The following is a 26,388-nucleotide window of genomic DNA, read 5'->3' on the forward strand; positions in this document are numbered from 1 at the left end:
TCTGTTCCTTGCCTTGCGATCTCACAGTCTAGCCCCGGTGCATGCAGCCCGACAACCGGGGATTGGAAACTCCACCCATGATCTCCGACCACGCCCTTTCCCTCGCCCAGACCCTGGTCCGCATGAACACGGTCAGCCAGAACCCGAACCTGGCGCTCATCGACTTCGTGCAGCAGGCGCTGGCCCGCCTGGGGGTGAAGTGCCGGGTGACCCACAACGCAAGCAAGACCAAGGCCAATCTGTTCGCCACGCTGGGCGAGGGCAAGCCCGCCGGCATCATCCTGTCCGGGCACACCGATACCGTGCCGTGGGACGGCCAGGACTGGACCTTCGACCCGCTCGGCGCCACCGTTCAGGACGGGCGCCTGTATGGCCGGGGCAGCGCCGACATGAAGGCCTTCATCGCCATCGCGCTCGCGCAGGCCGAAGCGTTCCTGAACAGCGATGCCCCTTTCGCCATCCACTACGCCTTCAGCTACGACGAGGAGGTGGGCTGCTTCGGCGTGAAGGGGCTCATCGCCGACATGAAGGACGCCGGCATCCGCCCGCTGGCCTGCATCGTGGGCGAGCCCACCAGCATGGTGCCGGCCATCGCGCACAAGGGCGTGTACCGCTACAAGTGCTGCGTGCGCGGCAAGGAGGCGCACTCCTCGCTCACGCCGCATTCGGTCAACGCCATCGAGATGGCCGCGCGTGTGGTGGGTCGCGTGCGCGACATGGCCGAGGGCTTCGAGCAGCACGAACCGCGCTTCGAAGGCTTCGACGTGCCCTTCTCCACCGCCAGCGTGGGCCAGTTCCATGGCGGCATCGCCGACAACGTGGTGCCGCGCGATGCCGAGTTCCGCTATGAATTCCGCGACCTGCCCACGGCGGACGCCGCCGGCATGCAGGCCGAGGTGATCGCCTATGCCCGGTCGCTGGAGCCCGCGATGCAGAAAGTGGCGCCCAGCACCGGCATCACCTTCGAGACGATCTGCGAGATCCCGAGCTTCCTGGGCAACCGGGACGATGCCGTCACGCGGCTCGCGCAGCGCCTGGCCGGAGAACAGGGCACCACGCTGGTGGCCTTCGGTACCGAGGCGGGGCTGTTCAAGAACGCCGGGATTCCCACCGTGGTGTGCGGGCCGGGCAGCATCCAGCAGGCGCACCAGCCCGACGAATACGTCTCGCTGGACCAGCTCGACCGCTGCGAGGCCTTCATGCAGGGGCTGGCGGCGACGCGCCAGCTGTAGGAAAGGAAAGCCCCGCGCCGGTTCAGACGCGCACGCGGCCGTCGCCCGTGAGCATCGACATCTCCACGAAGTGCGACCCCATGTGGTTGCCGGGGCCGAACGCCACCTGAAAGCCCGCGATCTGCTGCGTGCCGAACCCCTCCAGCGCCGAAATCAGCGATTCGCGCGTGGGCCGGCCGCCGGCCTGGCGCAACCCCTCGGTGAACACGCGCGCGGCCAGGTAGCCCTCCAGGCTGGAGTAATTGGCCTGGACCTTGTTGCCGCCCTTCTTGATCGCGTCCTGGAACTCCCGCGTGAGCTGCCGGGCGGACTGGTAGGGCGAGGGCATCACCTGCGAGACCACCACGCCCGCGCCATCGGCCTTGAGCTCGTCCATCAGCGCCTGCGTGCCCACGAACGACAGGTTGTAGAACGTGCCGCCGTAGCCCGCCTTGCGCGCGGCGCGCACGAAAGCGGCGCTGGCGGCATAGGTGCCGACCTGCACGATCGCCTCGGGCCGGGCCGCCACGAGGGTCTGCACCGCTGCGGCCACGTCCACCGAGTTGCGCTCCACCGTGGCCTGCGCCACCGGGGCAAGCTTGTGGGCGCCCAGTGCCAGCGCCACGCCATCCAGTCCGGCCTTGCCATAGGCATCGTTTTGATGGAAGACGCCGATCTTGCTCAGGCCCAGGTGGGTGAGCTTGTTCACGATGGCGGCGGTCTCGTCGTTGTACGAGGCGCGCACGTGGAACACCAATTTGTTCAAGGGCTGGCGCAAGGCCTCGGCCCCGGTGAACGGCGCGAAGAACGGCAGCTTGGCCTGCGTGAGCAGTGGCATCGCCGCCAGGCTGGTGGGCGTGCCCACGTAGCCGAACAGCGCGAACACATCGTCGGTGATGAACTTGCGCGTGTTGGAAGCGCAGCGGTCGGGCTCGTAGCCGTCGTCCAGCGTGCGCAGCTCCACCGTGCGCCGGCCGGAGCCCGCCTGGGCGTTCCACTGCTCGAAGTAAAGCTGGGCGCCCTGGTGCAACTGCACCCCGAGCTGCGCGGCGGGCCCGCTGAACGGGGCGGACTGTCCCAGCACGATCGGCGCCTCCGATTGCGCCCGTGCCAGCCCGAAACCGCCAAGCGCGGCGGCCCCCAGGCCGATGGAAAACCGTCTGCGCCCCAACGCAATATGCTTCATGGTGAAATCCCCTCTTCGATCAAAAACGTCGACGTTCCGCGGGGTTGCCACCCCGCCATCGCTGCTGGTCGGTGAGTGTATCGACAGGAAAACCCCTATGTCCACGACTGAAATCCCCCCCATTTCCGAGCCGGTCCGGCAAGTGCGCGGGGCCTGCCCCCACGACTGCCCCGACGCCTGCGCCCTGCTCACCACCGTGGACAACGGCGTGGCCACGCGCGTGCAGGGCAACCCGGCGCACGGCCACACCGGCGGCGTGCTGTGCGCCAAGGTGTCGCGCTATGCCGAGCGCACGAACCACCCCGACCGCCTGCTGCAGCCGCTGCGGCGCGTCGGCCCCAAGGGCCCGGGGGCGCAGTTCGAGGCGGTGTCATGGGACGAGGCACTCACCGATATCGCCGCGCGTTTGACGCGCATCGCCGCCCACGCCCCGCAGGCCGTCCTGCCCTACAGCTACGCGGGCACCATGGGCCTGGTGCAGGGCGAAAGCATGGACCGGCGCTTTTTCAACCGGCTGGGCGCATCGCAGCTGGGCCGCACCATCTGCTCCACCGCCGGCGGCGAGGGCCTGAACTACACGCTGGGCGGCAAGCTGGGCATGAAGGTGGAGTTCTTCGCCGAATCGCGCCTCATCGTCATCTGGGGCAGCAACTCCATCGGCAGCAACCTGCACTTCTGGCGCTACGCGCAGCAGGCCAAGCGCGACGGCGCCCGGCTGGTGTGCATCGACCCGCGCAAGAGCGAGACCGCCGAGAAGTGCCACGAACACCTGCAGCTGCGCCCCGGCACCGATGCGGCCCTGGCCCTGTCGCTGATGCACGAGCTGATCGCCAACGACTGGCTCGACCACGACTACATCGCGCAGTACACCGTGGGCTGGGACGCGCTGCGCGAGAACGCGCTGCAGTGGCCGCCCGAGCGCGCGGCCGAGGTCTGCGGTCTGCCCGTGGAGCAGATCCGCCAGCTGGCGCGCGACTACGGCACCACGCGGCCCGCCGCCATCCGCCTGAACTACGGCATGCAGCGCGTGCGCGGCGGCGGCAACGCCACGCGCGCCGTGGCCTGCCTGCCTGCGCTCACCGGCGCCTGGCGCCACCGCGCGGGCGGCCTGCTGCTGTCGAGCTCCGGCCACTTTCCCGTGCAGCGCGCCCAGTTGCAGCGCCCCGACCTGCACACGGGCCCGGTGCCGCGCACCATCAACATGGTGACCATCGGCGACGACCTGCTGCGCGAATCCTCGCCGGAGTTCGGCCCGAAGATCGAGGCCGTCGTGGTCTACAACAGCAACCCCGTGGCCGTGGCGCCCGACTCCGCGCAGGTGGCCCGGGGCTTCGCGCGCGACGACCTCTTCACCGTGGTGCTGGAGCACTTTCGCACCGACACGGCCGACTACGCCGACTACCTGCTGCCCGCCACCACGCAGCTCGAGCACTGGGACGTGCACGTCTCCTACGGCCACACCGACGTGCTGCTCAACCGCCCGGCCATCGCGCCGCTGGGCGAGTCGCGCTCCAACGCCCGCATCTTCCGCGACCTGGCCGAGCGCATGGGCTACACCGAGCCCTGCTTTGCCGACAGCGACGAGGCCCTGTGCCGCCAGGCCTACGGCGACCGCATCGACTTCGGGCAGCTGCTGGAAGTGGGCTTCGCGCCCCTGCCCCTGCCCGATGCGCCGTTCGCCGAAGGCGGCTTTCACACGCCTTCGGGCAAGTGCGAGTTCTACAGCGAGCGGCTGGCGGCCCAGGGCCTGCCGCCCGTGCCAGAGCACGTGCCCAACCACGAGCTGCCGCAGCCCGGCGGCCGCTACCCGCTGGCCATGATCTCGCCGCCCGCGCGCAACTTCCTCAACTCCACCTTCGTGAACGTGCAGAGCCTGCGCAACATCGAGACGCAGCCGGTGCTGGAGATCCACCCCGACGACGCCGCCCCGCGCGGCATCGCCGACGGCACGCGGGTGCGCGTGTTCAACGACCGCGGCAGCTACGAATGCCACGCCGCCGTGAACGGCCGCGCCCGCCCCGGCGTGGTCAACGGCCTGGGCATCTGGTGGCGCAAGTTCGGCGTGAACGGCACCAACGTGAACGAGCTGACCAGCCAGGCCCTGTCCGACATCGGTGCGGCACCCACGTTCTACGACTGCGTGGTGGAAGTGGCGGCGGTGTCCGAGGCTTGATGCGCACGGCGCCACTTGCCCGGACCACGGCGCGCCTTTTCATTCATGGTCCGTGCGCAGGCCGGCCAGCCCACGCAATGATTGAAGAATCTTGCAGCGGCAGTGGTCTGCGTCCCGAGGGTCTATCCTGAGAGGGCCGCGCTGTCGGAAGCGATAGGCTTTTGCGCGGTTCTTGCGCCTCTCAAAACCCGTTGCCCCCGGTCCGTCCTGCCGATCGACTTGGTTCTCCTGCCGCCAGCGGAAGGAATACGGGGCATGCCCCAACGAGCGCGCCAACGATCAATCCAACAGGAGTGATGACATGTCGTACATCGATGGTTTCGTGATTGCAGTCCCTACCGCCAACAAGCAAAAGTTCATCGAGCATGCCCGTACGCTCGATCCCATATTCATCGAGTTGGGGGCGATCCGCGTGATCGAGTGCTGGGGCGACGATGTCCCCGACGGCAAGGTCACCGATTTCCGCAGAGCAGTGCAGGCCACGGCAGAGGAGACGGTGGCTTTTTCCTGGGTTGAATGGCCAGACAAGGCCACTCGCGACGCAGGGATGAAGAAGATGATGGAAGACCCGCGCATGGACCCCTCTGTTCCCGGCAACCTGCCCATGCCCTTTGACGGCAAACGCATGATTTTTGGGGGCTTCGAACCGGTGGTTGATGTGAAGGCGTAAGCGGCAAGTGGCCTTGTCGCCGCGCATGGCGGCTGCCTCGGCCACAACAACGGGCACGATGCCTTCGCCTGCACGAAGGAGGTCCTCAATCGTCGCCCCGCGCGCCGCGCCAGCCGGGTCCCGTTGCGGCCGCCCCACCGCTGGGCGCCTGGATGAACCAGTGCCTCGGCTGGGGGCTGCGATACGCCATGCGGCGTATTGAAGATCAAACGGCAGTTCTTCATACTCGGCGAGCCTTGGAACTGTGCTGCAACGCCATGGCGCCATCCGCGACCTCCTGCGCGGGCATATGACGCAACTGCGCAAGACCCATGATCGGGATGGCCCCTGCGTGGCCCACCGGTCCTGCGTCTTCATTTCATACCGCAAAACCCATGACACGAGGTCCCTTCCTGCACCAGGCCAGCAATCTGCATGGTCGCCCCCTGTACGCCGCCATGGTGCTGGCCCTTGGAGCCCAGTGTGCGGCGGCTCAGCAAGCCTCGCCCACCCTGGACTCCATCGAGATCAAAGGTCAGGCGCTGCAGGGGGCTGCCTCCGCCTATTCCAGCACGAGCTTCGACAGCGAAGAGATCGGCGACAAGCATGTGAGCCAGCCGACAGAGCTGCTGCGCCATGTGCCCGGAATGAACGTGCAGAACTACCAGCTCTCGGGCGTGGCAGACACCATCGTGATGCGCGGCTTTGGCGGTGGTGGGCATGGCGGCGACGTGGGCGTCGTGCTCGACGGTATTCCGCTGAACGAAGCCATGTCGCACGCCGATGGGTATGTGGACCTCAATGTCATCGTGCCGCTGGAGATCGAGCGCTTCACGCTCTACAAGGGCCCCGTATCGGCGCTGTACGGCAACTACAATCGCGCCGGGCTGATGGCGATAGAGACGCGCAAGCGTGGAGAGTACCGGGAGGTGGATGCGAGTCTCGGCTCCCACAGCACGGTGGATCTGCAAGGCGCATGGGGTCTCAAACTGGGTGAGTGGGAATACCTGAACCTGGCGGTGCAGCACGACCGCACCGATGGCTTCCGGGCACAGTCGGACGATCACCGCAGCACATTGGCAGGCCGCTGGAGCAAGCGCATCAGCGCCGACCTGGACGTAGCGCTGTCGGGGCGCTGGCACGAGGCCGATGGCGATTCGCCCGGCTACGTCACGGCCGCGCAGTTCGCTCAGAACCCCTATGGCAAGGACCCGCGCGCCATGAACGATGGCGCCAACAAGCACTTCGCCACGCTGCGCGCGGACGTGAACTACGCACTCTCGCCCGACGTGAAACTGCTGACGTTTGCCTACACCACACAGCAGGACTTCACACGCTGGTTCAGCCGCCCGGTCAATGCCACCACCTGGCGCCAGCGCGAGGAGACTTACGACCGCCATGTCCATGGTGCGGGCACCAGCCTGAACGGCCGCACCCCGGTGGCAGGAACCCCGCTGAACTGGGTGGCCGGGCTGGAGACTTTCCGCGAAGCCACCGACTACCTGTACTTCGACGGGCTGGACAACCGTGCGCGCCTGGCCCCTGCCATCAACAACCGCACCTCGAAGCTGAACAGTGTCTCGGCCTTCGGAGAGATCGAGGCGCCCATCCACCCGCTGTTCAAACCCTCGGCCGGCCTGCGCTGGGACCGTTTCACCGGCAATTGCGAGCGCAACGGTGCCGAGACGGGTACGGACCCCTGCGGCCCGCTGGCCAGGATGTCCCATGCCAGCCCCAAGCTGGGCGTGCGCTCCGACGTCGCGCCGGGCGTGCAGCTGCGCGCCAGCTGGGCCGAGGGCTTTGCCTTGCCCAGCACCTTCGCCAAGTACGCACTGGGCGCCGCCACGCTCGACCCCAACGTCTTTCGCCAGACCGAGGTGGGTGCGCAGTTCAAGCCCGTGCAGGGCCTGGTGCTGGATGTAGCGGCCTTCCGCCTCACCTCCTCCGACGAGATCCGCACCGTGGCCCCCGGCGTGTACGAGAACAATGGCGCCACGCGACGCAGCGGCGTGGAGGCCAGCGCCCTGTGGGCAGCACACCGCGACGTGGACCTGGCCCTCACCTGGGGCAGCGCGCATTCGCGCATCACCGAGAACGGCAATGCGGCCCTCATCGGCAAGCAAGTGGCCGGCGTGCCGCGCTACATGGCCACGGTGAGCGCCACCTGGCGCCCCGCCGCGGACTGGTCCACCACCGCCACCTGGCGCCGGGTGGGCGCCTATGCGGTGAACGCCGACAACAGCGTGGGCTATGGCGGCTATGCCACGGTGGACCTGAGCGCTGCGTACCGAGTCGCCAACCGCTATGAGATCTACGCCGCCATCGCCAACGTGAGCGACAAGGCCTATGCCACCTCGGCCTCGGTCATCGGAGGCACGCAGGTCTTCGCACCCGGTGCGCCACGGACCTTCAAGCTCGGCACCAAGCTGCAATTCTGACCTGTGACCACCCGATCCAGGAAGCTCAGGCAATCCAGGAGAACGCCATGAAGACCACCACCCCGACACCACTCCTGCGCCTGCTGGCCATCACAGCGCTGGCCCTGGGCCTGGGCTCTGCGCAGGCCCACAACGTCTGGCTGGAGCCTGATGCCAGCGGCGGCTACCTCGTGCAGTTCGGCGGGCACGAAGGCCAACTGGAGACCTACCCCGCTCACAAGCTGAAGAGCCTGCAGGCCTTTGATCGCCGAGGCCGCAAGATCGACGTGGCGGTGGAACCGCGGCCCGATGGGGTGCGCGTGAAGCCCGAGCGCCAGGCCGCGTTGCTGGCGGCCCACTTCGACAACGGTTTCTTCAGCAAGGTCGAGGGTGGCCAGATGGTGAACAAGCCCATGACCGGAGAACCCCGGCGCCACCAGTGGTGTGCATGCGCTCAAGTACCACAAGACCATCATCCAGTGGGGCGTGATCGCAAAGAAGGAATTGGGGCAACAGTTCGAGATCGTGGCCCTGGAGGCGGACACGCCCGATGCAGGCCAACCCATGCGTGTGCGCGTGCTGTTCGATGGAAAACCCATCGCCGGCATCCGGCTGTCGCTGGGCGAGAAGGGGGCGCCCGTCACGACGGCTGAAGACGGCACTGCGACGGTCACGCCCACGGCGGGCATCAATCAGTTGCTGGCGATCCGCCGCGTGCCGGTGGCCAATGACCCACGCACCACCAGCATGAGCTGGGAGTACCTGCTGGCGTTCCCTGCGCACTGAGACCGGCTGACACGACCTGCCGAAAGCGGACCTGCCGGTGACGGCTGAGGGACTGGAATGCTGCGGGCCTAAACAACCACTGCTGGGTCGTGGAGAGAAACCCACGCTTGGTCTGCAGGGTTCGGCAATCATCTGCTCTCGCCTTGTCGAGCGGTCGCGTCAGCCACTCTTCATTTCCCGAAATTTGCATCCGTTCTCGAATAGCGTTGACGATGACACGCGGCGCGCATCGCAGCGCAGGTGGCCTGACGCAGACGCCGCTCCAGCCCAGCGCCATCGGCCCTGCAGTGCCGACAAATGAATGCTATTTATTTAATAGCAACATGCCCTAGTGGATATTGTGCTGGAGCCCTTTTCGATCTGAAGTCTGGCTTGGCAGCATCTGACCCGCCCCGCCGGCATCACGCCGCCCCCGCCGCAACGCCCTGCCCATCCAGCGCCAGATAGTGGTGCACTTCGGGCCGCTCCGGCCCCACGTGGTAGCGCAGCGCCTCGGCCTGCAGGTCCGCGTCGGCCCTGGAGACGCGGCCGTGCTGGCGCAGGTGCTCGGCCCACGACTCGACCAGGAACCACTCGATCACGCGGCCGGGCTCGGCGGAGTGTTCCGCCACGCCCCAGGCATAGGCGCCGTCGCGGCGGCGTTCGCGCGCCACGTGCTGCATGGCCTGCAGGAACGCGGGCAGGTCAGGCGTGCGCACGCGGTACTCGATCTGCACCATCACCGGGCCGCGGTCGTGCGCCACGGGCTCGGCCAGCAGCGGCTCGGGCCAGTGGTTGGACGGCTGCAGGTCGGCCTCGCCGGTGGGCAGCTTCACGCGGTGAAAGAGCCACGCCGCCAGCACCAGGCCACCCGCGCCGGCCAGCAGCGTGGCCGGCAGGCCCGCCTGCCCCGCCACCAGGCCCCAGCCCAGGCTGCCGGCGGCCATGGCGCCGTTGAACACCATGAGGTAGATCGCCAGGCCCCGGCCGCGCACCCAGTTGGGCAGCACGGCCTGGGCCACGCCGTTGAGCGTGGTGAGCGCGATGATCCAGCCCAGGCCCAGCACCAGCATGAGCGCCACGGCGGCCTCGCGCGGCGGCGCCAGGGTGAGCACGGCCATCACGCCCGCGGTGAGCAGCGAGGCCAGCAGCACCAGCCCGTCGGCATCCAGGCGCTTGCGCAGGCGGGGCAGCAGCACCGCGCCGAGGATGGCCCCGGCACCGACCGCGCCCAGCATCACGCCATAGAAGCCCGCCGTACCGCCCAGCATGCGCCGCGCCACCAGCGGCAGCAGCGCCCAGACGGAACTGGCGAACAGAAAGAACACCGCCGCGCGCAGCAGCACCACATGCAGTTCGCGGCTGGCGCGCGCGTAGCGCAGCCCGGCGCGGAAGGCGCCGAAGAACTGCTCGTTCAGCCCGGTGGGCTCGGCCTTGGGGCGCTTCCACCACAGCAGCGCGGCGATCACGAAGCCGTAGCTCGCCACGTCCAGGCCGTAGGCCGCGGCCGCGCCGAAGCTGGCCAGCAGCAGGCCGCCGGCCGCAGGGCCGATGGCGCGGGCGATGTTGATGCCCAGCGAGTTGAGCGCCACGGCGCTTTTCAGCTCGCTGCGGGGCACCAGTTCGGGCACGATGGACTGCCATGTGGGCCCCATGAGCGCCGCGCCGATGCCGCCCACGAAGGTGAGCGCGATGAGCGATTCCACGGTGAGCGTGTTCGTGCGCGCCATCACCAGCAGCGTGCCGCTCACGCAGGCCAGCAGCACCTGCACGGCGATCAGAAAGCGCCGGCGGTCCAGGATGTCCGACAGCACGCCGGCCGGAATCGCCAGCAGGAAGATCGGCAGCGTGGCCGCCGTCTGCACCAGCGCCACGGCGGTGGGGCTGGACGACAGCTCGGTCACCATCCACGAACTGGCCACGTCGCGCATGAAGCTGCCGATGTTGCCCAGCACCGTGGCGGACCACAGCACCGCGAACAGCGGCAGGCGCAGCGGCGCGAAGCTGCCCGAAGGTGCGGGCGCGGCGATGGCCGCGGCGGACGGTGAATCGTGTGGGTGATCGTCATGTGCCATGGAGGCCTCCCAGGTCGTGCCAGGCAACGAGCAGCATGCCGCCCACCAGGCCCCAATGTTCGAAGAATGCGTTGGCGGCGCGCTGCCGCTCGGGCGGCGCCACCTGCCAGAAGCGGTCGGCCAGGAACGCCGCCAGCACGGTGAAGCCGGCCAGCGCCAGCGCGCCCAGCCAGCGGTGCCAGCCCGAGACGATGAGCAGCGAGGCGCCCAGCTGCAGCGCGATGGTGGCCGCCGCGACGGGCGCGGCGGGCGCCAGGCCGAAACGGCGCATCTCGGCCACGGCGCCGGCGAAGTCGCGCGCCTTGCCGATGCCGCCCTGCAGGTAGGCCGCGCACAGGCACAGCAGCGCGAGCGACTGCACCCAGGGCGCGGTGAAGGCGCCGCGCAGCGCGTCCATTCCGTTCGCCACGGTCACACCGCCCAGCAGGCGCAGCCCAGGGCGCCCCAGAAGCCCTTCAGGTCGGCAATCGGCAGCCGGCTGCTCCAGGCCGTGGCGTGCTGGTGGCCGTGCACGTTGCAATCGTTGGCGCAGGCGCACGCGGCGGCCGCGCGGCGCACCACGGCCTGCAGCGGCGCGCCCTCCTGCGTGCCCCAGCCGGCATAGCCGCCGAAGGTGCGCACGGGCGACCAGTCGGGCATGGCGGGCGGCGGTGCCGCGTCGTCGAAGCGGGCGAAATCACCGGCGCCGTACACCACCTTGCCGCCCACAATCGTGAGCAGCGCCGTGGTGTCGGCGATGTCGGATTCGGGGCAGGCGAAGAAGTCGCGGTCGGGCACGGTCAGGTCGGCCAGCTGGCCGGCCTGGATGCGGCCCTTCTTGCCTTCTTCGTTGCTGAACCAGGTGACGTTCTCGGTCCACAGCCGCAGCGCCGCTTCGCGGTCCAGGCAGTTGCGCTGCGGCGTGATCTGCAGGCCGCCCACGGTCTTGCCCGTGATGAGCCACGACAGCGACACCCACGGGTTGTAGCTGGCCACGCGCGTGGCGTCGGTGCCGGCCGAGACCTTGACGCCCTTTTCCAGCATGCGCTTGACGGGCGGCGTGGCCTCGGCCGCGCCGGCGCCGTAGCGCTCGACGAAGTACTCGCCCTGGTAGGCCATGCGGTGCTGCACGGCCACGCCGCCGCCCAAAGCGGCGATGCGGTCGATGGACTTTTCCGAGATGGTCTCGGCATGGTCGAAGAACCAGTTCAGGCCGGCCAGGGGCGTGTCGCGATCGACCTTCTCGAACACCTCGAGCGCGCGCTCGATGGTCTCGTCGTAGGTGGCATGCATGCGCCAGGGCCAGCGGTTCTGCGCCAGGATGCGCACCACGCCTTCCAGGTCGTCCTCCATCTCGGGCGCCATGTCGGGGCGCGGCTGGCGGAAGTCCTCGAAGTCCGCCGCCGAGAACACCAGCATCTCGCCCGCGCCGTTGTGGCGAAAGTAGTCCGTGCCCTGCTTGTACTGCGACGTGGCCGTCCAGTTCAGGAAGTCTTCCTTTTCCTGCTTCGGCTTTTGCGTGAACAGGTTGTAGGCCAGGCGGATGGTGAGTTGATCGGCATCGGCCAGTTCCTGGATCACCTGGTAGTCGTCGGGGTAGCTTTGGAAGCCGCCGCCCGCATCGATGGCGCCCGTCACGCCCAGGCGGTTCAGCTCGCGCATGAAGTGGCGCGTGGAGTTGACCTGGTATGCGTGCGGCAGCTTGGGGCCCTTGGCCAGCGTGGCATAGAGGATGGCCGCATTGGGCTTGGCCAGCAGCAGCCCGGTGGGATTGCCGGCTGCATCGCGCACGATCTCGCCGCCGGGCGGCGCGGGCGTGTCGCGCGTGTAGCCCACGGCGCGCAGCGCGGCGGCGTTGAGCAACGCGCGGTCGTACAGGTGCAGGATGAACACCGGCGTGTCCGGCGCCACGGCATTCAGCTCGGCGATGGTGGGCAGGCGCTTCTCCGCGAACTGGTGTTCGGTGAACCCACCCACCACGCGCACCCACTGCGGCGCGGGCGTGACCGCCACCTGGCGCCGCAGCATGCCCATGGCATCGGCCAGGCTTTTGACGCCGTCCCAGCGCAGCTCCATGTTGAAGTTGAGCCCGCCGCGGATGATGTGCAGGTGGTTGTCGATCAGGCCCGGCAGCGCGCTGCGGCCGTTCAAGTCGATCCGCCGCGTGCCCGGCCCGGCCATCGCCAGCACGTCGCGGTCCATGCCGACGTGGGTGAAGCGCCCCTGCGCGATCGCCACGGCACTGGCCGCGGGGTTGGCGCGGTCCAGCGTGGTGAAGCGGCCGTTGTACAGGATCAGGTCGGGAGGGGTGGGCGGGGTCATGGGCAGGCTCCTTGGGGGATCGGCAATGCGAAGGGTGCGCTCTTTTCAACCCTCGTGGGCGTTGAACATGGCCTTGGCATAGGTGATGCCCAAGCCGTAGCCGCCGCCGAACTTTCTGGCGATGCCGGTCGTCATGTCGTACGTGTCCGTGCGCGCCCAGTCGCGTTGCAGCTCCAGCAGATACTGCAGCGCCGTGATGGGCCGCGCACCCGCCTGCACCATGCGCTCCATGGCGCGGTGGTGGGCCTCGGTGGAGATGTCGCCGCTCGCATCGGCGATCACGTACACCTCGAAGCCCTGGTCGAGCGCCGACAGCGCCGGGCCCACGATGCACACGCTGGTCCACAGGCCCGCCAGCACGATGCGCGGCTTGCCGATCTCGTTGATGCGGCGGATCACGGCCTCGTCTTCCCAGGTGTTCATCGACGTGCGGTCCAGCAGCGCCTGGCCGGGGAACGGTGCGGTCACCTCCTCGAACATCGGGCCGCTGAAGCTCTTTTCCGCCACGGTGGTCAGGATCGTGGACACGCCGAAGCCCGCCGCCGCGCTGGCCACCAGGCCGGCGTTGGAGCGCAGCGTGATCGCATCGATCGAATGCGTGGCGAAGGCCATCTGCGACTGGAAGTCGATCATCACCAGCGTGTGGTCCTGCGGGTTCAGCAGCGTGGCGCCGGGCGTGGCGGTGGCGACGGGCTTGGCGGCGGCGTTGATGCGGGTGGCGGTGGCGGTCATGGCAAAACTCCTGGATGGATCGAGTGAATGGAGGAGAGAAAACAAAAAAGCGGGGAATCGAAAGACAAAAAAGAAGGCAGGCGGGGCGGCGGTGCCGCCGCCCCTTGTCGATCAGTGCGGCATGGCGGGCAGCTCGTTGGGGCGCAGGTCGAACACCAGCACCTCGGCGCCTTCGCCCCTGGCAAAGCGCAGGGCGCCAGCGTCACGGATGCGGGCGCCGTCGCCTTCGGACAGGCGCTCGCCGTTCACCTCCAGGCTGCCGCGGGCCACGTGCACATACACGTTGCGGCCGGGGCCCACGTCCAGCTCGGCGGCCTCGTCGCCATCGAACAGGCCGGCATGCACCCGGGCATCCTGGTGCACGGCCAGCGAGCCGTCGGATCCTTCGGGCGAGATGATCAGCCGCAGCCGGCCGCGCTTTTCGGCCTCGCTGAAGTGCACCTGCTGGTAGCGGGGCGTGGCGCCGGTCACGCCGGGCACGATCCAGATCTGCAGGAAGTGCACGGGCGCTTCGGCCGAGTGGTTGAACTCGCTGTGGCGCACGCCGGTGCCGGCGCTCATCATCTGCACGTCGCCGGGGCGGATGACCGAGCCGGTGCCCATCGAATCCTGGTGCTCCAGCGCGCCTTCCAGCACGTAGGAGAAGATTTCCATGTCGCGGTGGGGGTGCGTGCCGAAGCCCTTGCCCGGCGCCACGCGGTCGTCGTTGATGACCAGCAGGTCCGAGAAGCCTTGCTGGTTGGCATCGCGGTAATGGCCGAACGAGAAGGTGTGGTGCGAATGCAGCCAGCCGTGGTTGGCGTTGCCGCGCTGGTGGGCTTTGCGGATGTCGAGCATGGTGCGCTTCCTTTCGGTTTATTCGATGAAATTCACACTGGGGCCTGTCGCTGAAATCGCCTCGATTTCATTGGGCTTCAGTGCGGCGGTGAAGAAAGTATCCCGCGCCGCGATGGGGCGCAGGTTGAAAGGTTTGGCCGTTCATCATCGATAATTTCGATGATTCAATCCACTGGCCTGCCCCCATGCTGAAACTCACCTTCGAAGCCATCGAACTGGTGGACGCCATCGCCCGCCACGGCTCGTTCGCCGGTGCCTCCGAGCGCCTGCACAAGGTGCCGTCCACCATCTCCTATGCCATCGGGAAACTGGAGGAACAACTCGGCATCGCCCTCTTCACCCGCAACGGCCCGCGCGTGGCGCTCACGCCCGCGGGGCAGGAAATGCTCAAGGAAGGCCGCTGGCTGCTCACGGCCGCGCACCAGCTCGAGTCGCGCATGCGGCAGATCGCCACGGGGTTCGAATCGGAGCTGCGGCTGGTGCACGACTCGCTCATCCCCACCAGCGCGTTCAACCAGGACATCTGCGCCTTCGAGGACCTGCACTGCGGCACGCGCCTGCGCATCGGCTGCGAGGCGCTCACGGGCACCTGGGAGGCGCTGCGCGACGGCCGCGCCGACATCGTCGTGGCGGCGGGCGAAGGCCCGGCCGGCGGCGGCTACAAGGCGGTGGCCGTGGGCAGCCTGGCGTTCGTGTTCTGCGTGACGGCCACGCACCCGCTGGCGCAACTGCAGCGCCCGATCACCCGCAGCGACCTGCTGGACCACACCGCCGTGGTGGTGGGCGACGGCGCGCGGTCGCTCACCGACCGCACCGTGGGCCTGCAGTCGGGCCAGCGACGCATCACCGTGCCGTCGATGCAGGCCAAGATCGCCTGCCAGGCGGCGGGCCTGGGCCACGGCTTCCTGCCGCGCGCGTGCATCCGGGTGGAGCTGGAGACAGGGGTGCTGGTGGAGCTGCCGGTGGAGGAACCCCGACCCGACGAGACCTTCTGGCTCGCCTGGAAGCCCGATCACATGGGCGAGGCGCTCAAATGGTGGCGCCAACGGCTGGACCGGCCGCTGCTGCCGGGCATCCTGCCGCAGTGAGGGCGCCGCCGACTCGGCCGATCACGGCGGCAAGCGTCGCTGCGACGGCCGATTCCCGTCAGGGGGGTGCCAGCCGCTGCGGGAATTTGCGATAGATCTTTTTCAGCACCCAGATTTCCCCGCATTCCAGGACCAACCACAGCGGGAAAAGCGGCATCACCATAAAGATGAAAAACACCCGCAAGGGAAAATAAAGGAGAAAAAACATCCCCACATAAAACCCGTGCAGCGGCTGCTTGTTCCTGATGAAAAACAGGATGAAGACGAGAAAAGCCAGGCCCGAAGTCAGAAGGACGTGGGCGCCCAGCAGCAGATAGGCCATCGCCTTGGGCAAATAATCATGGGCGGCCACCCATTTGGGCAGCAGTTCCTGAAAGGCCGATGCGACCATCGACAGAAAGAACACGAGGATGCCCAAGCCCAGAACGGCGAATGGAATCCAACACGCGCGCGAGATCCATTTCGAATATGCCGGAAGAGCTTGGAAAGGCGCTTTGCTTATCAATTTCAAATTCTCTTGAGTCAATAAATTTCCACAATAGAATTTTTACCGACATTAGATTCGGCGGAGTCTTTATTGCAAGATGCATCGATAGCCGCTATTGGCGATCCATTGATCACGACGTGGCCTGCCTCATTAATACCATAGCGCCAACATCTCAAATGCCAGACCTCAGCTTTGACGTTTGTGCACGAGCCATTTTTTAAAAAGCAAATTGACAATTAGAGAAAGGGTTGCAGCGCAGCCGCCAGCCACCCCATAAAAAATGGAATTCTATCAAGTGCCGGCGTAGTACCTAAAACAAAATAGAGAAAGCCAAAGATCACAATTACGCCAAGGAAAAAGGCGCATAAAATGAATTAAAACAGCCAAATTTTTTATAAATACCTAAAATCAATGGCAAAAAAAGAGACATAAGACACAAAGAAACCAGAAAAACGAGCGGCCCCACAATAAAATAAAGACCCCTGTAATGACGATCTATTGATACAACAAACAATATCGACACAAAAAATGCCGATATTGAATTAGCCATAAAGAAATATTTCATCTTCGATATTCTATGGCAGGATTAAAAAGTTTTTATGCCACATATCCCATGACTCATCTTCTTTATCAGGCCTTTTCTTAGCAGCCACCCTAGGAAACCTCTCAAAACCTCCGAATTCGCAAGTTTTAGCGTTGTAACTCGTTGATTTATATGGGCGTCGATTAGCAGGAATTGGGGTTTTGAGAGGTTCACTCATGGATCAAACGCAAATCAATCCGCTACATAATTCATAGCAAAAGAGCCAATAGCAACTAGGGCAATGGCGGGTTTGGAACACCAAACCTTTGAGATCACATCGCTATCGAAATCAGTCCTTGAGCTGATTTATGAAAAATAAAACTGCGTCTCGACTTGTAGAAACAATAAATATTGAATGCTTTTCCGAAAAGCAGGCTTGTAGTTGATTTATTTTATTTTCACTGCTTTTGCTGCGAGGATTTCCAAAATTAGAGCAGAAAAATTCCCCAATCTTTTCGCCATTTTTTAAATTTGCCAGAACGTTATCTGAATCCCTTTTATCGTCAATTTTGCTAAGAATGATTGTATATACCTCTCCATTATAGTCTTGGCAGTTTACTGAAACGCGATCTTTCCTATCGTCATCACTATAAGCGGATTTAACGCATCGACCACTCGGTATCATAGATTCAATTCCTGAATGGCTTTTGAGATAAAAAAACAGAAGGAATACCGTCGCCAAAAGAGCCAGCAATCCTAAAAATAATAGATGCTTTGTTTTCATAATTACAGACCTGGAATATGCACCGGACCTCCGGCAGAAGTCCCAGGAGTTTCCATCATTATTTTCGTGATTTCTCCAGTATTGTTTAAAATTTTCTTGCTGACTTCATCTATTCTGTTCTCAATTTTTTCCATCTCTGCGGTTTGGCATGTAGGCGATTTTGCCAAACACATTAGCAATTCATCTCTCAGACGTGCCAATTCCTTTTCTAACTTTCTGTTCTCCAATGACAATTTTCCTGCATCAATACCATTTTTGCCTTGCTCCCCTTGTCCCACCAACCGTAGATTTTCGACAACAAGCCGCCTCCTTCCTCCGCAAGCCCCATCGGATCTACCCAATTCATCGGATTGACTGGATAGCTTGATTTATTAATCCCGCCATTAAGCCCAATGGGATCTTGCGTAATGTACTGCCCAATATTGGGGTCGTAGTACCGGAAGCGGTTGTAATGCAGCCCTGTCTCGGCATCCAGCTGCTGCCCCTGGAACCGGATTTTCTGCTCGATGCGGTGCGGGTTGCTATCCTCCCGCACCTCGCCTCAGGCTGTTGAGACCACTTCGCTATCAAAATCAGTCCTTAAACTGGTTTATAAAAAACAAAATCGCATTTTGACTTGTAGATGTGATCAACATTGAATTTTTTTCCAAAAAGCAGACGTGAAGTGCATTTATTTTATTTTCACTACTTGCACTTTGAGGATTTTTGAAATTGGAACAAAGAAATTCTCCGACATGTTCCCCAGTTTTCAAATTTGCCAAAACATTTTCTGAATCTTTTTTATCACTGAATTTTCTTAGGATAATTGTATAAATTTCCCCATTATAGTCTTGGCAATTTACTGAAACGCGATCTTTTCTATCGTCATCGCTATAAGCCGACTTAACACATCGGCCACTCGGTATCATGGATTCAATGCCAGAATCTCTTTTGAGATAAAAAAATAGAAGAAATGCCGCCACGAGAAAGGTCAACAATCCCATAAAAATATATATTTTATTTTCATAATTAAAGACCTGGAATGTGCACTGGACCTCCGGCAGAAGTACCAGGAGTTTCCATCATTATTTTTGCAATTTCCCCAGTATTATTTAAAATTTTCTTTCTTACATCAGTTATTCTTTTTTCAATTTTTTCCATCTCTGCGGTTTGGCATGTAGGCGATTTCGCCAAACACATTGCCAATTCATCCTCCAGACGTCCCAATTCTCTTTCTAATTTTCTGTTTTCCATTGTCAATTTTCCTGCATCAATACCATCTTTTGCCTTGCTCCCCTTGTCCCACCAACCGTAGATTTTCGACAACAAGCCGCCTCCTTCCTCCGCAAGCCCCATCGGATCTACCCAATTCATCGGATTGACTGGATAGCTTGATTTATTAATCCCGCCATTAAGCCCAATGGGATCTTGCGTGATGTACTGCCCAATATTGGGGTCGTAGTACCGGAAGCGGTTGTAATGCAGCCCCGTCTCGGCATCCAGCTGCTACCCCTGGAACCGGATGTTCTGCTCGATCCGGTACGGGTTGTATTCCTCCCGCACCTCGCCCCAGGCGCCATAGCTGGCCGCCCACGTCACTTGCCCCGCCTTCTCCCCATTGCCATCCACCAGCCCGATCGGCGTGCCCAGGTGGTCGCACAGGTAGTGCCGGATGGTGAGCGGGTTGCCCGCTGCCTGGGCTTGCCTCTCAGCCTGCAACTGGCCCACGCTGCCCGCCATCAGCTGTGCAAGCTCCCGGGGCATGTGCGCCTGCGCGCGTTGTAGCGCCTTCGCACCCGTGGCCGCATCCAGCACGCTCTGCAGCGCCGCCTGCACCATCTCACGCTGCGCACGCGGCATGCCCGCGAAGCTGTCCGCCGCATCCGTGGGGCCTTCGCCCGACTCTGCGCCCAGGCCCATCAGCGTCTGCATCGCATCCTTGGCCCCTTGCCTGCGCTGCAACTGCAGCAGCGGCACGAAGCTGGCCGGCTCATAGACGGTGTGCCGGATGCCTTTTTCATCCTGCGTGTGCACCAGCCGGTCGGCGTCCCAGCCGTAGTGGGTGGTGTCCTCCCGCCCTTCGCGCACCACGGTCTTGGCCAGGCGCCGCCCGAAGGCGTCGTAGCGGTAGCGCGCCACCGGCGTCCAGCCCGGCTCGCCCAGCGCCTGCTCGGACACCGCCGTCAACTGGTGCAGCGCGTCGTACTCGAGCCGCAGCGTGCGCCCATCGGCGTGCTGCACCTGCACCCGATTGCCGAAGGCGTCGTAGCGGTACTGCAGGGTGCCCCCCTGCGCACCGGTTCCCGCACCGGCGCCCGCCCCGCCGTGGCTCCAGCCGATGCGGTTGCCCGGCCACTGATCCACCGGCCCGCCCGCGCGGCCTGGCGCACCGCCCTGCGGCTGCAGCAGATCGAAGCCCGGGTCGTGCAGGTTCTGCTGCACCTGGCTCGCCCAGTCCTGGCGGTCCGCACCCGGGGCCGCGTCCTGGCCCGAGGGGTCCGGCAGCCGGTTGCCCGCCGGATCGAGCCGCCAGCGCCGCTGCTGCACGGTGTCGGCGACCGCATGCACCACGCCGGTCAGGCGCTGGTGCACGTCGTAGTGGTAGCGCGTGGCATCCAACGGGGTCTGCACGCCCACCAGTTGGCCCAGCGCGTCGTAGGTGTAGCGGCGCACGGACAGGGCGGCGAGCGGGCCCGGTGCCTGCGCCGCGCCTGCCGAGGGCAGCCCTTGCCAATCTTGCTGCAGCAGCCGGCCCATGGGGTCCAGGCGCCGGGTCTGGGTGACTGCGGCATGGACCCGTTGCGCGCCGCCCTCCAGTTGCACGCTGCGCGCGACCTCCCGGTGCAGCGCATCGCGTTCGATGGCCAGCACCGGGGTCTTGTCCAGCAGCAGCCCGTGCACGTGGCCCGAGCCGTAGGCCAGCCAGTCCAGCTCGCCCAGGCCCTGCAGCTGGCTGCCCAGCCGCTACCCCAGCGCCCCCAGGCGGTGCGCGATGCGGTGTTCGAACTCGGGCTCTGGCTCGCCGCCCCGCAGGGGCGCGGCATGCGCCTGCCGGTACAAGGTCTGCGCCTCGCCCGTGGACCGGCCGAAGGCGTCGCGCTCCAGGGCCACGCGGGTGTCGGCGATGAGGCGCTGGGCCTGCAGGCGCTGCGCGGCTTCGGCCAGGGCCGGATCGGGCTCTGCGGCAGAGGTTGCGCCCAGGGCCAGCAGGGCTTGCAGCAGCGGGGCGGGAACGTCCAGCCATTGCTCGCCCAGGGTCTGGGGGTGGGCGCGGCCTTGTTCTGCCGCCCAGGGCAGGTGCGCGCTCCACGTGCGGGCCACGGCGAGGGCGCCGCGGTCGTCGTACTCGTAGGCCTGGATCTGCAGGCTCTCGCCGCGGTCATGGGCGCTGGTGTCGTTGGCCTGCGCGCTTGGCAGGCCCGGGGAGCGCACCAGCACGCGGGCCACGATGCGCCCGCCCGCATCGTGGTGGTTGCGGCTCCTCACGGTGGCGCCCAGCCCTTGGGCGGCCGCCCCCTGCCCGGCCATTCCTTGCCCAACCATTCCCTGCACGCCCGGGTGGTGGCCCTGCCCGTGCCCATCGCTCTTGTGCACGAGCTGGCCGGCCGCGTCGTAGCCATAGACCTGCACGCGCCCGTCGAATCCCACCTCTTGCACCAGCCGGTCCTGCACGTCGTGCACGAAGCGGGTGACGGCCTGGTTTTCGTTGATGAGCGCCACCAGACGGCCCGCCACGTCGTAGCGCAGCGCGAATCCCTGGCCGGCCTGGGTTTGCGCGACGACGCGGCCCCACAGGTCGTGGCCATAGGTGACGGAGGTGCTGGGCAAGGCGCTGTGGCCCGCGGCATCCCCCTCCCCCACGGGCTGCGCACTGTGCGTGGCCGCCTGCAATTGGCCGTTCGGGCCCCAGCGGTATTGCACCTGCGAGCCGTCGGGCGCCATGACCCGGGTGGGCCGGCCCGCGCCGTCGTACTGGTAGCGCGTGCGCTGGTTCAGGGCATCGATGCTCTCGCGCACTTCGCCAAAGGCGCCGTAGTGCCAGGCATGCACCCGGCCCGAGCAGTCGGTGTGGCGCGTGAGTTGCCCGCAGCCGTTGTAGGCCAGTTCCTTGCGCCCGCCCTGCGCGTCGATGACGGCCACGGGCTGGTCGCACCAGGGCTGCGTGGCGGGGTCGATGGCGCCCTCGGCGGTCAGGGGGGCGTATTCGAAGCGGGTGGCCAGGGCCGGGGCATCCAGGCCCTGGGGATCGCCCACGGTCACCTGCCGCAGCCGGCCCCAGGTGTCGTAGTCCATGTGGGTTGGCAGCGCCCCCAGGCCCACGCTCTGCAGCAGCAGGCCGTCCTGCGCCGAGCCCGCCTCGCCCCAGCGATAGCGGGTGCTGCGCCCGTCGGGGTGCTGCGTGCCCAGCAGCCGCCCGGCGCCGTCGTAGCGCCACCAGGTGGTGCGCCCCAGCGGATCGGTGTGCGCCACGCGCCGGCCCGCGCCGTCGTAGCGGTCGCGCTGCTCGGCGCCATCGGGCAGCACGAGGCGCACCAGGCGCTTGTCTCCGCCCGCGCCTTCGAAGTGGTAGCGGGTGAGCCGGTTCAGGCTGTCGCGCACGCGCACTTCGCTCACCGGCACAGGCTGCAACACGGGCTGCGGGGTGTCGGGGTCCGGGGTGTCGGGGTCCGTCTCGGACTCGCCGATCGCAGCCGGGGTGGCGGGAGGGATGGCGGGGGGATCGCGGTATTCGAAGAGGTACGACAGTCCCTGCTCGTTGTGCTGCTCCACCACGCGGGTGCCGGGCCGGGGCATGGCCACGCCCTGGTCTTCATAGACGTAGGTGTGCAGCGGTCCGCTGCGCACCCGGTGGCGCACCATGCAGTGCACCCGGTCGTAGCCGAACTCGCGCGTGCGCTGGCCGTCCCGCCCCAGTACCTCCACCAGGTCGCCCGCGCTGTCGTAGCGGTAGCGCACCAGCGGCACCCGGTAGCCCGGGCCGGTGCAGGCCGCATCCAGCGGGTTGTGCACGCAGTCCACGCCGGTCAGGCGCTCGCCGCTGTCCGGGCCGAGCAGCGGGTGGGCGGTGGCGGTGGTTGGGGCCGCGGCGGCAGCCCCCTCCCGCTCGCGGTTGTAGTGCAGCGCATAGCGCCGCCCGCTGCCGTCGGTGATGGCGATGAGCCGCCCGTGCTCGTCGTATCCGTAGTGCTGGCTGCGCCCGAAGCGGTCCAGCACCTGGCCCACGCGGTGGCGCCCGTCCTCCCCCGGCCACAGCAGCCACACGGCGCCGCCGTTGCCCGAGGCGGCGATCACGCACCGGGGATCGCCCATCACTTCAGAGGGAACGTGGGCCCAGCGCGGCTGCCAGGCCCAGGGCTGCAGCTCGGCAGGGGTGCGCGAGAGAGGGGCGGCTGCAAGCGATGTGCCGCCACCGCCGCGCAGGAGCCACAGGTCTTCGCTGGCGCTGTACAGCGCTTGGCCGGGTGCCAGCGGCTCGCCGAAGGTGATGGCCCGCCCCCCGGTGTCCAGCAGCACGGTGCGCCCTGCCTCCAGCCGCACGGCGATCTCCATGGGCAGCTTCCAGCCGTAGCCCAGCAGCCCGCAGGCCGCCCCATGTTCTTCGTTCACGTAGCTGCTGTACTGGCGCTGCCACACGAGCGGCATCGGCCCGGGCAGGCTGAAGTCCAGCTCGTCCCCGCCCATCAGCACCTTGGCCCCCAGCGCCGGGTTGACGGGGCTGCCCACCGCCATGCCGCCCGGGCACACGGAGCACGCCACGCCCCCCGCCGAGCCGATCAGCACGGTGGCCGAGCCCTGAACGATCGGCCCGCCCTTTTGGGTCATGTCGCTTTGCCGTGCCGCTGGTTTGCCACTCATGCTGTCGCTCTTTCTTGGGATCGTTTGCCGGGTTCAGGCAAGGGGGAGAGGTAAGGTCTTTGCGCCAATCGCCTCGGGGCTTCTGGCCATCGCATCGGGTTTGGGGCCGCGCCAGCGCGCGAAGGCCCTGCAGGGCAATCCCCGCCGGCACGCCTCAGCAGTTGAGCTTGTCCAGGCTGGACAGCACTTCGATCAGCGCCGGCGTGAGCCGCACGGTGCTGGCCCCGCAGCGCAGGGTGATCTCCTGGTCCGCCTCCAGCGTGATCTGCTGCGCCTTCACGGCCAGCGCCTTGCCCACCTGCAGGCTGTCGCCGCCCGTCACCTGCGCGCTGCGGTCCCCGCCCACGCTCACGCTGTCGTCCTTGCCCACGCTGCGGCTCCAGTGCATGCCCACCAGGTCGTTGCGCACCATGCCGACGTTCACGCTGTAGGCCATGCCGATGTTCATCATCTTGGCCATGCCGACGTTCTGCAGGGCCACCATGCCCACGGTCTCGGTTTTCATCTTCCCGACCTGGATGGTCCAGTTGCTGCCGATCTGGTCTTTCTCGTTCTTGCCGATGGTCTTGCTGCGGTTCTTGCCGATGCTCACCGTCTCGTCGATGCCGACGTCTTCGCTGCGGTTGTCGCCGATGGATATCTTTTCGTCGTGGTCCACCCGCTCGGTGCGGTTGGAGTGGACGGTGATGGTCTAGTCGCCATCGACTTCCTCGGTGCGCCAGCCGTGCACGGTGATCTTTTCGTTGCGGTCCACGGTCTCGGTGCGGTCGCGGTGGATGACGTTGGTCTCGTCCCGGTCGATGGTCTTGCGCCGGTCGTTGCCCACCCACTTGTCCTCGTCGTTCTCCACTTCGGTGAGCTGGTCCTTTTGCGCATGCAGCCACAATTGCTCGGCCCCGGCCTTGTCCTCGAAGCGGATGGCGTTGGCATCGCCCGCCCCATTCTTCAATCCGTCGCCGAAGGCCCCGCCCTTGCTCGATTGGGTCTTGATGCCCGACTGCGTGGCGTTGCCCGGCAGCGCCCACGGCGGCATGTTGTCGGCGTTGTACACGCAGCCGGTGATGATCGGATAGTCCGGATCACCATTCAAAAAGTCCACGATGACCTCGTGGCCGATGCGCGGGATGAACATGGCCCCGAAGCCCGAGCCTGCCCAGCTACTCGATACACGCACCCAGCAACTGGAGTTCTCGTTCATCGCTCCGATGCGGTCCCAGTGGAACTGCACCTTGACGCGGCCGTACTGGTCGGGCCAGATCTCCTCGCCGGGTGGGCCGACCACCACCGCCGTCTGCGGGCCGGTGGTGCGAGGCTTCGGCGTGGTGCGCTCAGGCGTGTACGGCAGGCTGGTGGGCTGGGCCTGCAAGGTGAACTTCTGGAACGAGCCTTCTTCCTGCGGCGTGCCCTTGGGGCCGGGCGCGGCGGCGCTGACCTGGGGGTTTTCCTTGAAGTGGTATTCCAGTCCGGTGAGCAGGTAGGCCTGGTTCTGGTCCTCGCGCGGGTAGTTCTCCAGCGTGAAGGTGTAGCCCGGGGCCAGCGCCCGGTGGCGCGACTGGCCCCGCACGGTGCTGTGCCCGGTGAGGCTTTCCTGCAGCCGCACCCGGGCATAGGCTTCGCCATCGCCGAATTCGGTGTAGCCGCCCGGCCATTCGTAGATTTCGTGGGCGTCGTGCGCATGCCCCGGCGGGGTCTGGCGCATATTGGACAGGTCCGCGCGCGGTTTCTTGAAGTCGTAGTCGTCGTTGTAGTGCCGCCCTGAGTGGATGGCCTGGTGCAGTTCCCAGGCATGGATGTTCTCTTTGTCGGCGACGGCGGCCTTCTCGGGCGGGTAGAACGGGATGACGGCCGCACCAGCGAGCGGGCTGTGCGAGGCGACGATGTCGTCGGCCAGGGTCAGGATGTGCTGGCCGGCGCTGTGCTGGTGGTAGTAATAGATGCCCTCATGCTCCATCAGGCGCGAGACGAAGGCGCAGTCGGTCTCGCCGTACTGCACGCAGTAATCCCAGCTGCGATAGGCCCGCGTGAGCCGCTTTTGCAGGGGGTGGCCGTATTTGCCGAGCACCTCTTCGATGATGTCGGGGACGGTCTTGTTCTGGAATATCTTGAAGTCGCTCTTGCGCGTGGCCAGCCACAGCCAGGGGTTCAAGCGCAGGCGGTAGGCGTAATACCGGTGGTCTTCGCCTTGCAGGCCGAACCGGGTGACGATGCCGTCCAGGTACCGCCGACCGCCGCCTTGCGTTTCCATCACGACCGTGGCGTTCTTGCCCAGCAGCGCCTTCGGGTCGATGCTTTTGCTGTCGCAGAGCAGGTCCAGGTCGAGGCAGAACAACTGGCTGATGGCTTCCTTGCCCTGCAATTGCCGGAACTGCAATTGCTCTCCCAGGGGCGTTTGGATCGTGACTCGGCGGGTCATGGTGACGGGCCCGCGTACTGGGCCGTTACGTTGAAATGGCCGCGATCATATATCCGCAGTGCGGAAAGTTAGAAAATCCCCCCTCAAAGAGGAAGACAAATTGACGGAATAGTCGCGTGACTTTCCTGCAATCTTCTCGCCGTATTCAATTCGAGCCGAGCAAGTTTCGGCTCGAAAGCAAAAGGCCAGGCTGATTCGAAAGCCCGGCCTTTTGCCGTGTCCGCCTCAGCCCAGCAGCTTGAGCAACGCGTGCGCCGCCGGCTCGGACGATGCGGGGTTCTGCCCCGTCACCAGCAGGCCGTCGGTCAGCACGAAAGGCGCCCAGTCGGGGCCCTTGGCGTACTGGCCGCCGCGCTCCTTCAGCATGTCCTCCACCAGGAAGGGCACGATCTTGGTGAGCTGCACGCCCTCTTCCTCGGTGTTGGTGAAGCCGGTCACCTTGCGGCCCTGCACGAGCGGCTGGCCGCCCACCGTCTTGGTGTGGCGCAGCACGCCGGGCGCGTGGCACACCAGGGCCAGGGGCTTGCGGTCGGCGAACGTGTTTTCGATCAGCGCGATGGAATGGGCGTCTTCCGCCAGGTCCCACAGCGGGCCGTGGCCGCCGGGGTAGAACACGGCGTCGAAGTCGTCGGGGTTGATGCCGGACAGCGGCAGCGTGCTGGCCAGGTGCTTGCGCGCCTCGGTATCGGCCTTGAAGCGGCGCGTGGCATCGGTCTGCGCATCGGGCTCGTCGCTCTTGGGGTCCAGCGGAGGCTGCCCGCCCTGGGGCGAGGCCAGCGTGATCTCGGCGCCTGCGTCCTTGAACACGTAGTAGGGCGCGGCGAACTCTTCGAGCCAGAAGCCCGTCTTCTTGCCGGTGTCGCCCAGCTGGTCGTGGGAGGTGAGGACCATCAGGATTTTCTTTGCCATGGC

Annotated in this window: 21 protein-coding genes and 1 pseudogene; 7 read left to right on the forward strand and 15 right to left on the reverse strand. The window is 65.6% G+C overall.

Features of this window, described 5'->3' with window-relative positions; genetic code table 11:
* Nucleotides 1-77 precede the first annotated feature (77 nt).
* Nucleotides 78-1,232: an acetylornithine deacetylase gene (gene argE / locus AVAK2825_RS18155; RefSeq protein ID WP_284401454.1), complete on the forward strand. Its 1,155-nt coding sequence runs from the start codon at nt 78-80 to the stop codon at nt 1,230-1,232.
* A 22-nt stretch (nt 1,233-1,254) separates the two neighbouring features.
* Here the strand turns inward: argE and AVAK2825_RS18160 are convergent, their stop codons facing one another.
* Nucleotides 1,255-2,397 carry an ABC transporter substrate-binding protein gene (locus AVAK2825_RS18160; protein ID WP_284401459.1) on the reverse strand — a complete coding sequence of 381 codons (1,143 nt, stop codon included), beginning with the start codon at nt 2,395-2,397 and terminating at the stop codon, nt 1,255-1,257.
* Between the two features lie 97 nt (nt 2,398-2,494).
* On the opposite strand from AVAK2825_RS18160, the gene AVAK2825_RS18165 reads away from it, so the two are divergent.
* The 4 genes from AVAK2825_RS18165 (at nt 2,495) to AVAK2825_RS18180 (ending at nt 8,422) form a co-directional block, all read left to right on the forward strand.
* Entirely contained in the window at nt 2,495-4,570 is a 2,076-nt protein-coding gene (locus AVAK2825_RS18165; protein ID WP_284401461.1) for a molybdopterin-containing oxidoreductase family protein, read from the forward strand.
* 301 nt (nt 4,571-4,871) lie between these two features.
* On the forward strand, nt 4,872-5,240 hold the full coding sequence (locus AVAK2825_RS18170; RefSeq protein WP_284401463.1) for a DUF1428 domain-containing protein: 369 nt from the start codon (nt 4,872-4,874) through the stop codon (nt 5,238-5,240).
* Nucleotides 5,241-5,614: 374 nt separating this feature from the next.
* Entirely contained in the window at nt 5,615-7,657 is a 2,043-nt protein-coding gene (locus AVAK2825_RS18175; RefSeq protein ID WP_284401465.1) for a TonB-dependent receptor, read from the forward strand.
* Between the two features lie 423 nt (nt 7,658-8,080).
* Nucleotides 8,081-8,422 (forward strand): DUF4198 domain-containing protein, encoded by a 342-nt coding sequence (locus AVAK2825_RS18180; RefSeq protein ID WP_284401467.1) that lies wholly within the window; start codon nt 8,081-8,083, stop codon nt 8,420-8,422.
* A 401-nt stretch (nt 8,423-8,823) separates the two neighbouring features.
* Here the strand turns inward: AVAK2825_RS18180 and AVAK2825_RS18185 are convergent, their stop codons facing one another.
* From AVAK2825_RS18185 to AVAK2825_RS18205, 5 genes are all read right to left on the reverse strand, one after another.
* Nucleotides 8,824-10,476 carry an MFS transporter gene (locus tag AVAK2825_RS18185; protein ID WP_284401471.1) on the reverse strand — a complete coding sequence of 551 codons (1,653 nt, stop codon included), beginning with the start codon at nt 10,474-10,476 and terminating at the stop codon, nt 8,824-8,826.
* Nucleotides 10,466-10,873, reverse strand: coding sequence for a DoxX family protein (locus AVAK2825_RS18190; RefSeq protein WP_284401476.1), 408 nt, complete (start codon nt 10,871-10,873; stop codon nt 10,466-10,468). The genes AVAK2825_RS18185 and AVAK2825_RS18190 overlap by 11 nt, the downstream gene beginning before the upstream one ends.
* A 14-nt stretch (nt 10,874-10,887) precedes the next feature.
* Nucleotides 10,888-12,777: an amidohydrolase gene (locus tag AVAK2825_RS18195; protein WP_284401478.1), complete on the reverse strand. Its 1,890-nt coding sequence runs from the start codon at nt 12,775-12,777 to the stop codon at nt 10,888-10,890.
* A gap of 45 nt (nt 12,778-12,822) precedes the next feature.
* Nucleotides 12,823-13,509 carry a hydrolase gene (locus AVAK2825_RS18200; protein WP_272566992.1) on the reverse strand — a complete coding sequence of 229 codons (687 nt, stop codon included), beginning with the start codon at nt 13,507-13,509 and terminating at the stop codon, nt 12,823-12,825.
* Between the two features lie 111 nt (nt 13,510-13,620).
* A complete protein-coding gene (locus AVAK2825_RS18205) occupies nt 13,621-14,346 on the reverse strand; it encodes a pirin family protein (protein ID WP_284401480.1) in 726 nt (241 codons plus the stop codon).
* Between AVAK2825_RS18205 and AVAK2825_RS18210 the strand changes: the two genes are divergently transcribed.
* Nucleotides 14,345-14,500 (forward strand): hypothetical protein, encoded by a 156-nt coding sequence (locus tag AVAK2825_RS18210; protein ID WP_284401482.1) that lies wholly within the window; start codon nt 14,345-14,347, stop codon nt 14,498-14,500. The two genes, AVAK2825_RS18205 and AVAK2825_RS18210, sit on opposite strands and share 2 nt — an antisense overlap.
* Before the next feature lie 31 nt (nt 14,501-14,531).
* Complete coding sequence (locus AVAK2825_RS18215) at nt 14,532-15,434, forward strand: LysR family transcriptional regulator (RefSeq protein ID WP_284401484.1); 903 nt, start codon at nt 14,532-14,534, stop codon at nt 15,432-15,434.
* Nucleotides 15,435-15,492: 58 nt separating this feature from the next.
* Here the strand turns inward: AVAK2825_RS18215 and AVAK2825_RS18220 are convergent, their stop codons facing one another.
* From AVAK2825_RS18220 to AVAK2825_RS18260, 9 genes and pseudogenes are all read right to left on the reverse strand, one after another.
* The gene (locus AVAK2825_RS18220) at nt 15,493-15,960 is read right to left on the reverse strand and encodes a hypothetical protein (protein WP_284401486.1); all 468 of its coding nucleotides are present in this window, start codon (nt 15,958-15,960) and stop codon (nt 15,493-15,495) included.
* 833 nt (nt 15,961-16,793) lie between these two features.
* On the reverse strand, nt 16,794-17,228 hold the full coding sequence (locus AVAK2825_RS18225) for a hypothetical protein (protein WP_272566986.1): 435 nt from the start codon (nt 17,226-17,228) through the stop codon (nt 16,794-16,796).
* 208 nt (nt 17,229-17,436) lie between these two features.
* Entirely contained in the window at nt 17,437-17,763 is a 327-nt protein-coding gene (locus AVAK2825_RS18230; protein WP_284401489.1) for an RHS repeat-associated core domain-containing protein, read from the reverse strand.
* A 37-nt stretch (nt 17,764-17,800) separates the two neighbouring features.
* Complete coding sequence (locus AVAK2825_RS18235) at nt 17,801-18,211, reverse strand: hypothetical protein (protein ID WP_284401491.1); 411 nt, start codon at nt 18,209-18,211, stop codon at nt 17,801-17,803.
* A gap of 25 nt (nt 18,212-18,236) precedes the next feature.
* Nucleotides 18,237-18,710 carry an RHS repeat-associated core domain-containing protein gene (locus tag AVAK2825_RS18240; RefSeq protein WP_284401534.1) on the reverse strand — a complete coding sequence of 158 codons (474 nt, stop codon included), beginning with the start codon at nt 18,708-18,710 and terminating at the stop codon, nt 18,237-18,239.
* Between the two features lie 3 nt (nt 18,711-18,713).
* On the reverse strand, nt 18,714-20,108 hold the full coding sequence (locus tag AVAK2825_RS18245) for an RHS domain-containing protein (protein WP_284401493.1): 1,395 nt from the start codon (nt 20,106-20,108) through the stop codon (nt 18,714-18,716).
* A 63-nt stretch (nt 20,109-20,171) separates the two neighbouring features.
* On the reverse strand, nt 20,172-23,063 hold the full coding sequence (locus tag AVAK2825_RS18250) for a DUF6531 domain-containing protein (RefSeq protein WP_284401495.1): 2,892 nt from the start codon (nt 23,061-23,063) through the stop codon (nt 20,172-20,174).
* A 154-nt stretch (nt 23,064-23,217) separates the two neighbouring features.
* Nucleotides 23,218-25,476: pseudogene (locus AVAK2825_RS18255) on the reverse strand (type VI secretion system Vgr family protein).
* 225 nt (nt 25,477-25,701) lie between these two features.
* Nucleotides 25,702-26,385 carry a type 1 glutamine amidotransferase domain-containing protein gene (locus AVAK2825_RS18260; protein WP_272566979.1) on the reverse strand — a complete coding sequence of 228 codons (684 nt, stop codon included), beginning with the start codon at nt 26,383-26,385 and terminating at the stop codon, nt 25,702-25,704.
* Nucleotides 26,386-26,388: the final 3 nt, after the last annotated feature.

The sequence above is a fragment of the Acidovorax sp. SUPP2825 genome (genome assembly GCF_030158995.1).
In the GTDB taxonomy this organism is placed as follows: domain Bacteria; phylum Pseudomonadota; class Gammaproteobacteria; order Burkholderiales; family Burkholderiaceae_C; genus Paracidovorax.

Bases quoted from the DNA above. Each gene is read 5' to 3' on its own strand.
- AVAK2825_RS18175 (WP_284401465.1), top strand. From the start codon at position 5,615: ATGACACGAGGTCCCTTCCTGCACCAGGCCAGCAATCTGCATGGTCGC.
- AVAK2825_RS18165 (WP_284401461.1), top strand. From the start codon at position 2,495: ATGTCCACGACTGAAATCCCCCCCATTTCCGAGCCGGTCCGGCAAGTG.
- argE (WP_284401454.1), top strand. From the start codon at position 78: ATGATCTCCGACCACGCCCTTTCCCTCGCCCAGACCCTGGTCCGCATG.
- AVAK2825_RS18210 (WP_284401482.1), top strand. From the start codon at position 14,345: ATGGTGCGCTTCCTTTCGGTTTATTCGATGAAATTCACACTGGGGCCT.
- AVAK2825_RS18235 (WP_284401491.1), bottom strand. From the start codon at position 18,211: ATGGGATTGTTGACCTTTCTCGTGGCGGCATTTCTTCTATTTTTTTAT.
- AVAK2825_RS18205 (WP_284401480.1), bottom strand. From the start codon at position 14,346: ATGCTCGACATCCGCAAAGCCCACCAGCGCGGCAACGCCAACCACGGC.
- AVAK2825_RS18225 (WP_272566986.1), bottom strand. From the start codon at position 17,228: ATGAAAACAAAGCATCTATTATTTTTAGGATTGCTGGCTCTTTTGGCG.
- AVAK2825_RS18160 (WP_284401459.1), bottom strand. From the start codon at position 2,397: ATGAAGCATATTGCGTTGGGGCGCAGACGGTTTTCCATCGGCCTGGGG.
- AVAK2825_RS18185 (WP_284401471.1), bottom strand. From the start codon at position 10,476: ATGGCACATGACGATCACCCACACGATTCACCGTCCGCCGCGGCCATC.
- AVAK2825_RS18215 (WP_284401484.1), top strand. From the start codon at position 14,532: ATGCTGAAACTCACCTTCGAAGCCATCGAACTGGTGGACGCCATCGCC.
- AVAK2825_RS18200 (WP_272566992.1), bottom strand. From the start codon at position 13,509: ATGACCGCCACCGCCACCCGCATCAACGCCGCCGCCAAGCCCGTCGCC.
- AVAK2825_RS18170 (WP_284401463.1), top strand. From the start codon at position 4,872: ATGTCGTACATCGATGGTTTCGTGATTGCAGTCCCTACCGCCAACAAG.
- AVAK2825_RS18195 (WP_284401478.1), bottom strand. From the start codon at position 12,777: ATGACCCCGCCCACCCCTCCCGACCTGATCCTGTACAACGGCCGCTTC.
- AVAK2825_RS18260 (WP_272566979.1), bottom strand. From the start codon at position 26,385: ATGGCAAAGAAAATCCTGATGGTCCTCACCTCCCACGACCAGCTGGGC.
- AVAK2825_RS18250 (WP_284401495.1), bottom strand. From the start codon at position 23,063: ATGAGTGGCAAACCAGCGGCACGGCAAAGCGACATGACCCAAAAGGGC.
- AVAK2825_RS18190 (WP_284401476.1), bottom strand. From the start codon at position 10,873: ATGGACGCGCTGCGCGGCGCCTTCACCGCGCCCTGGGTGCAGTCGCTC.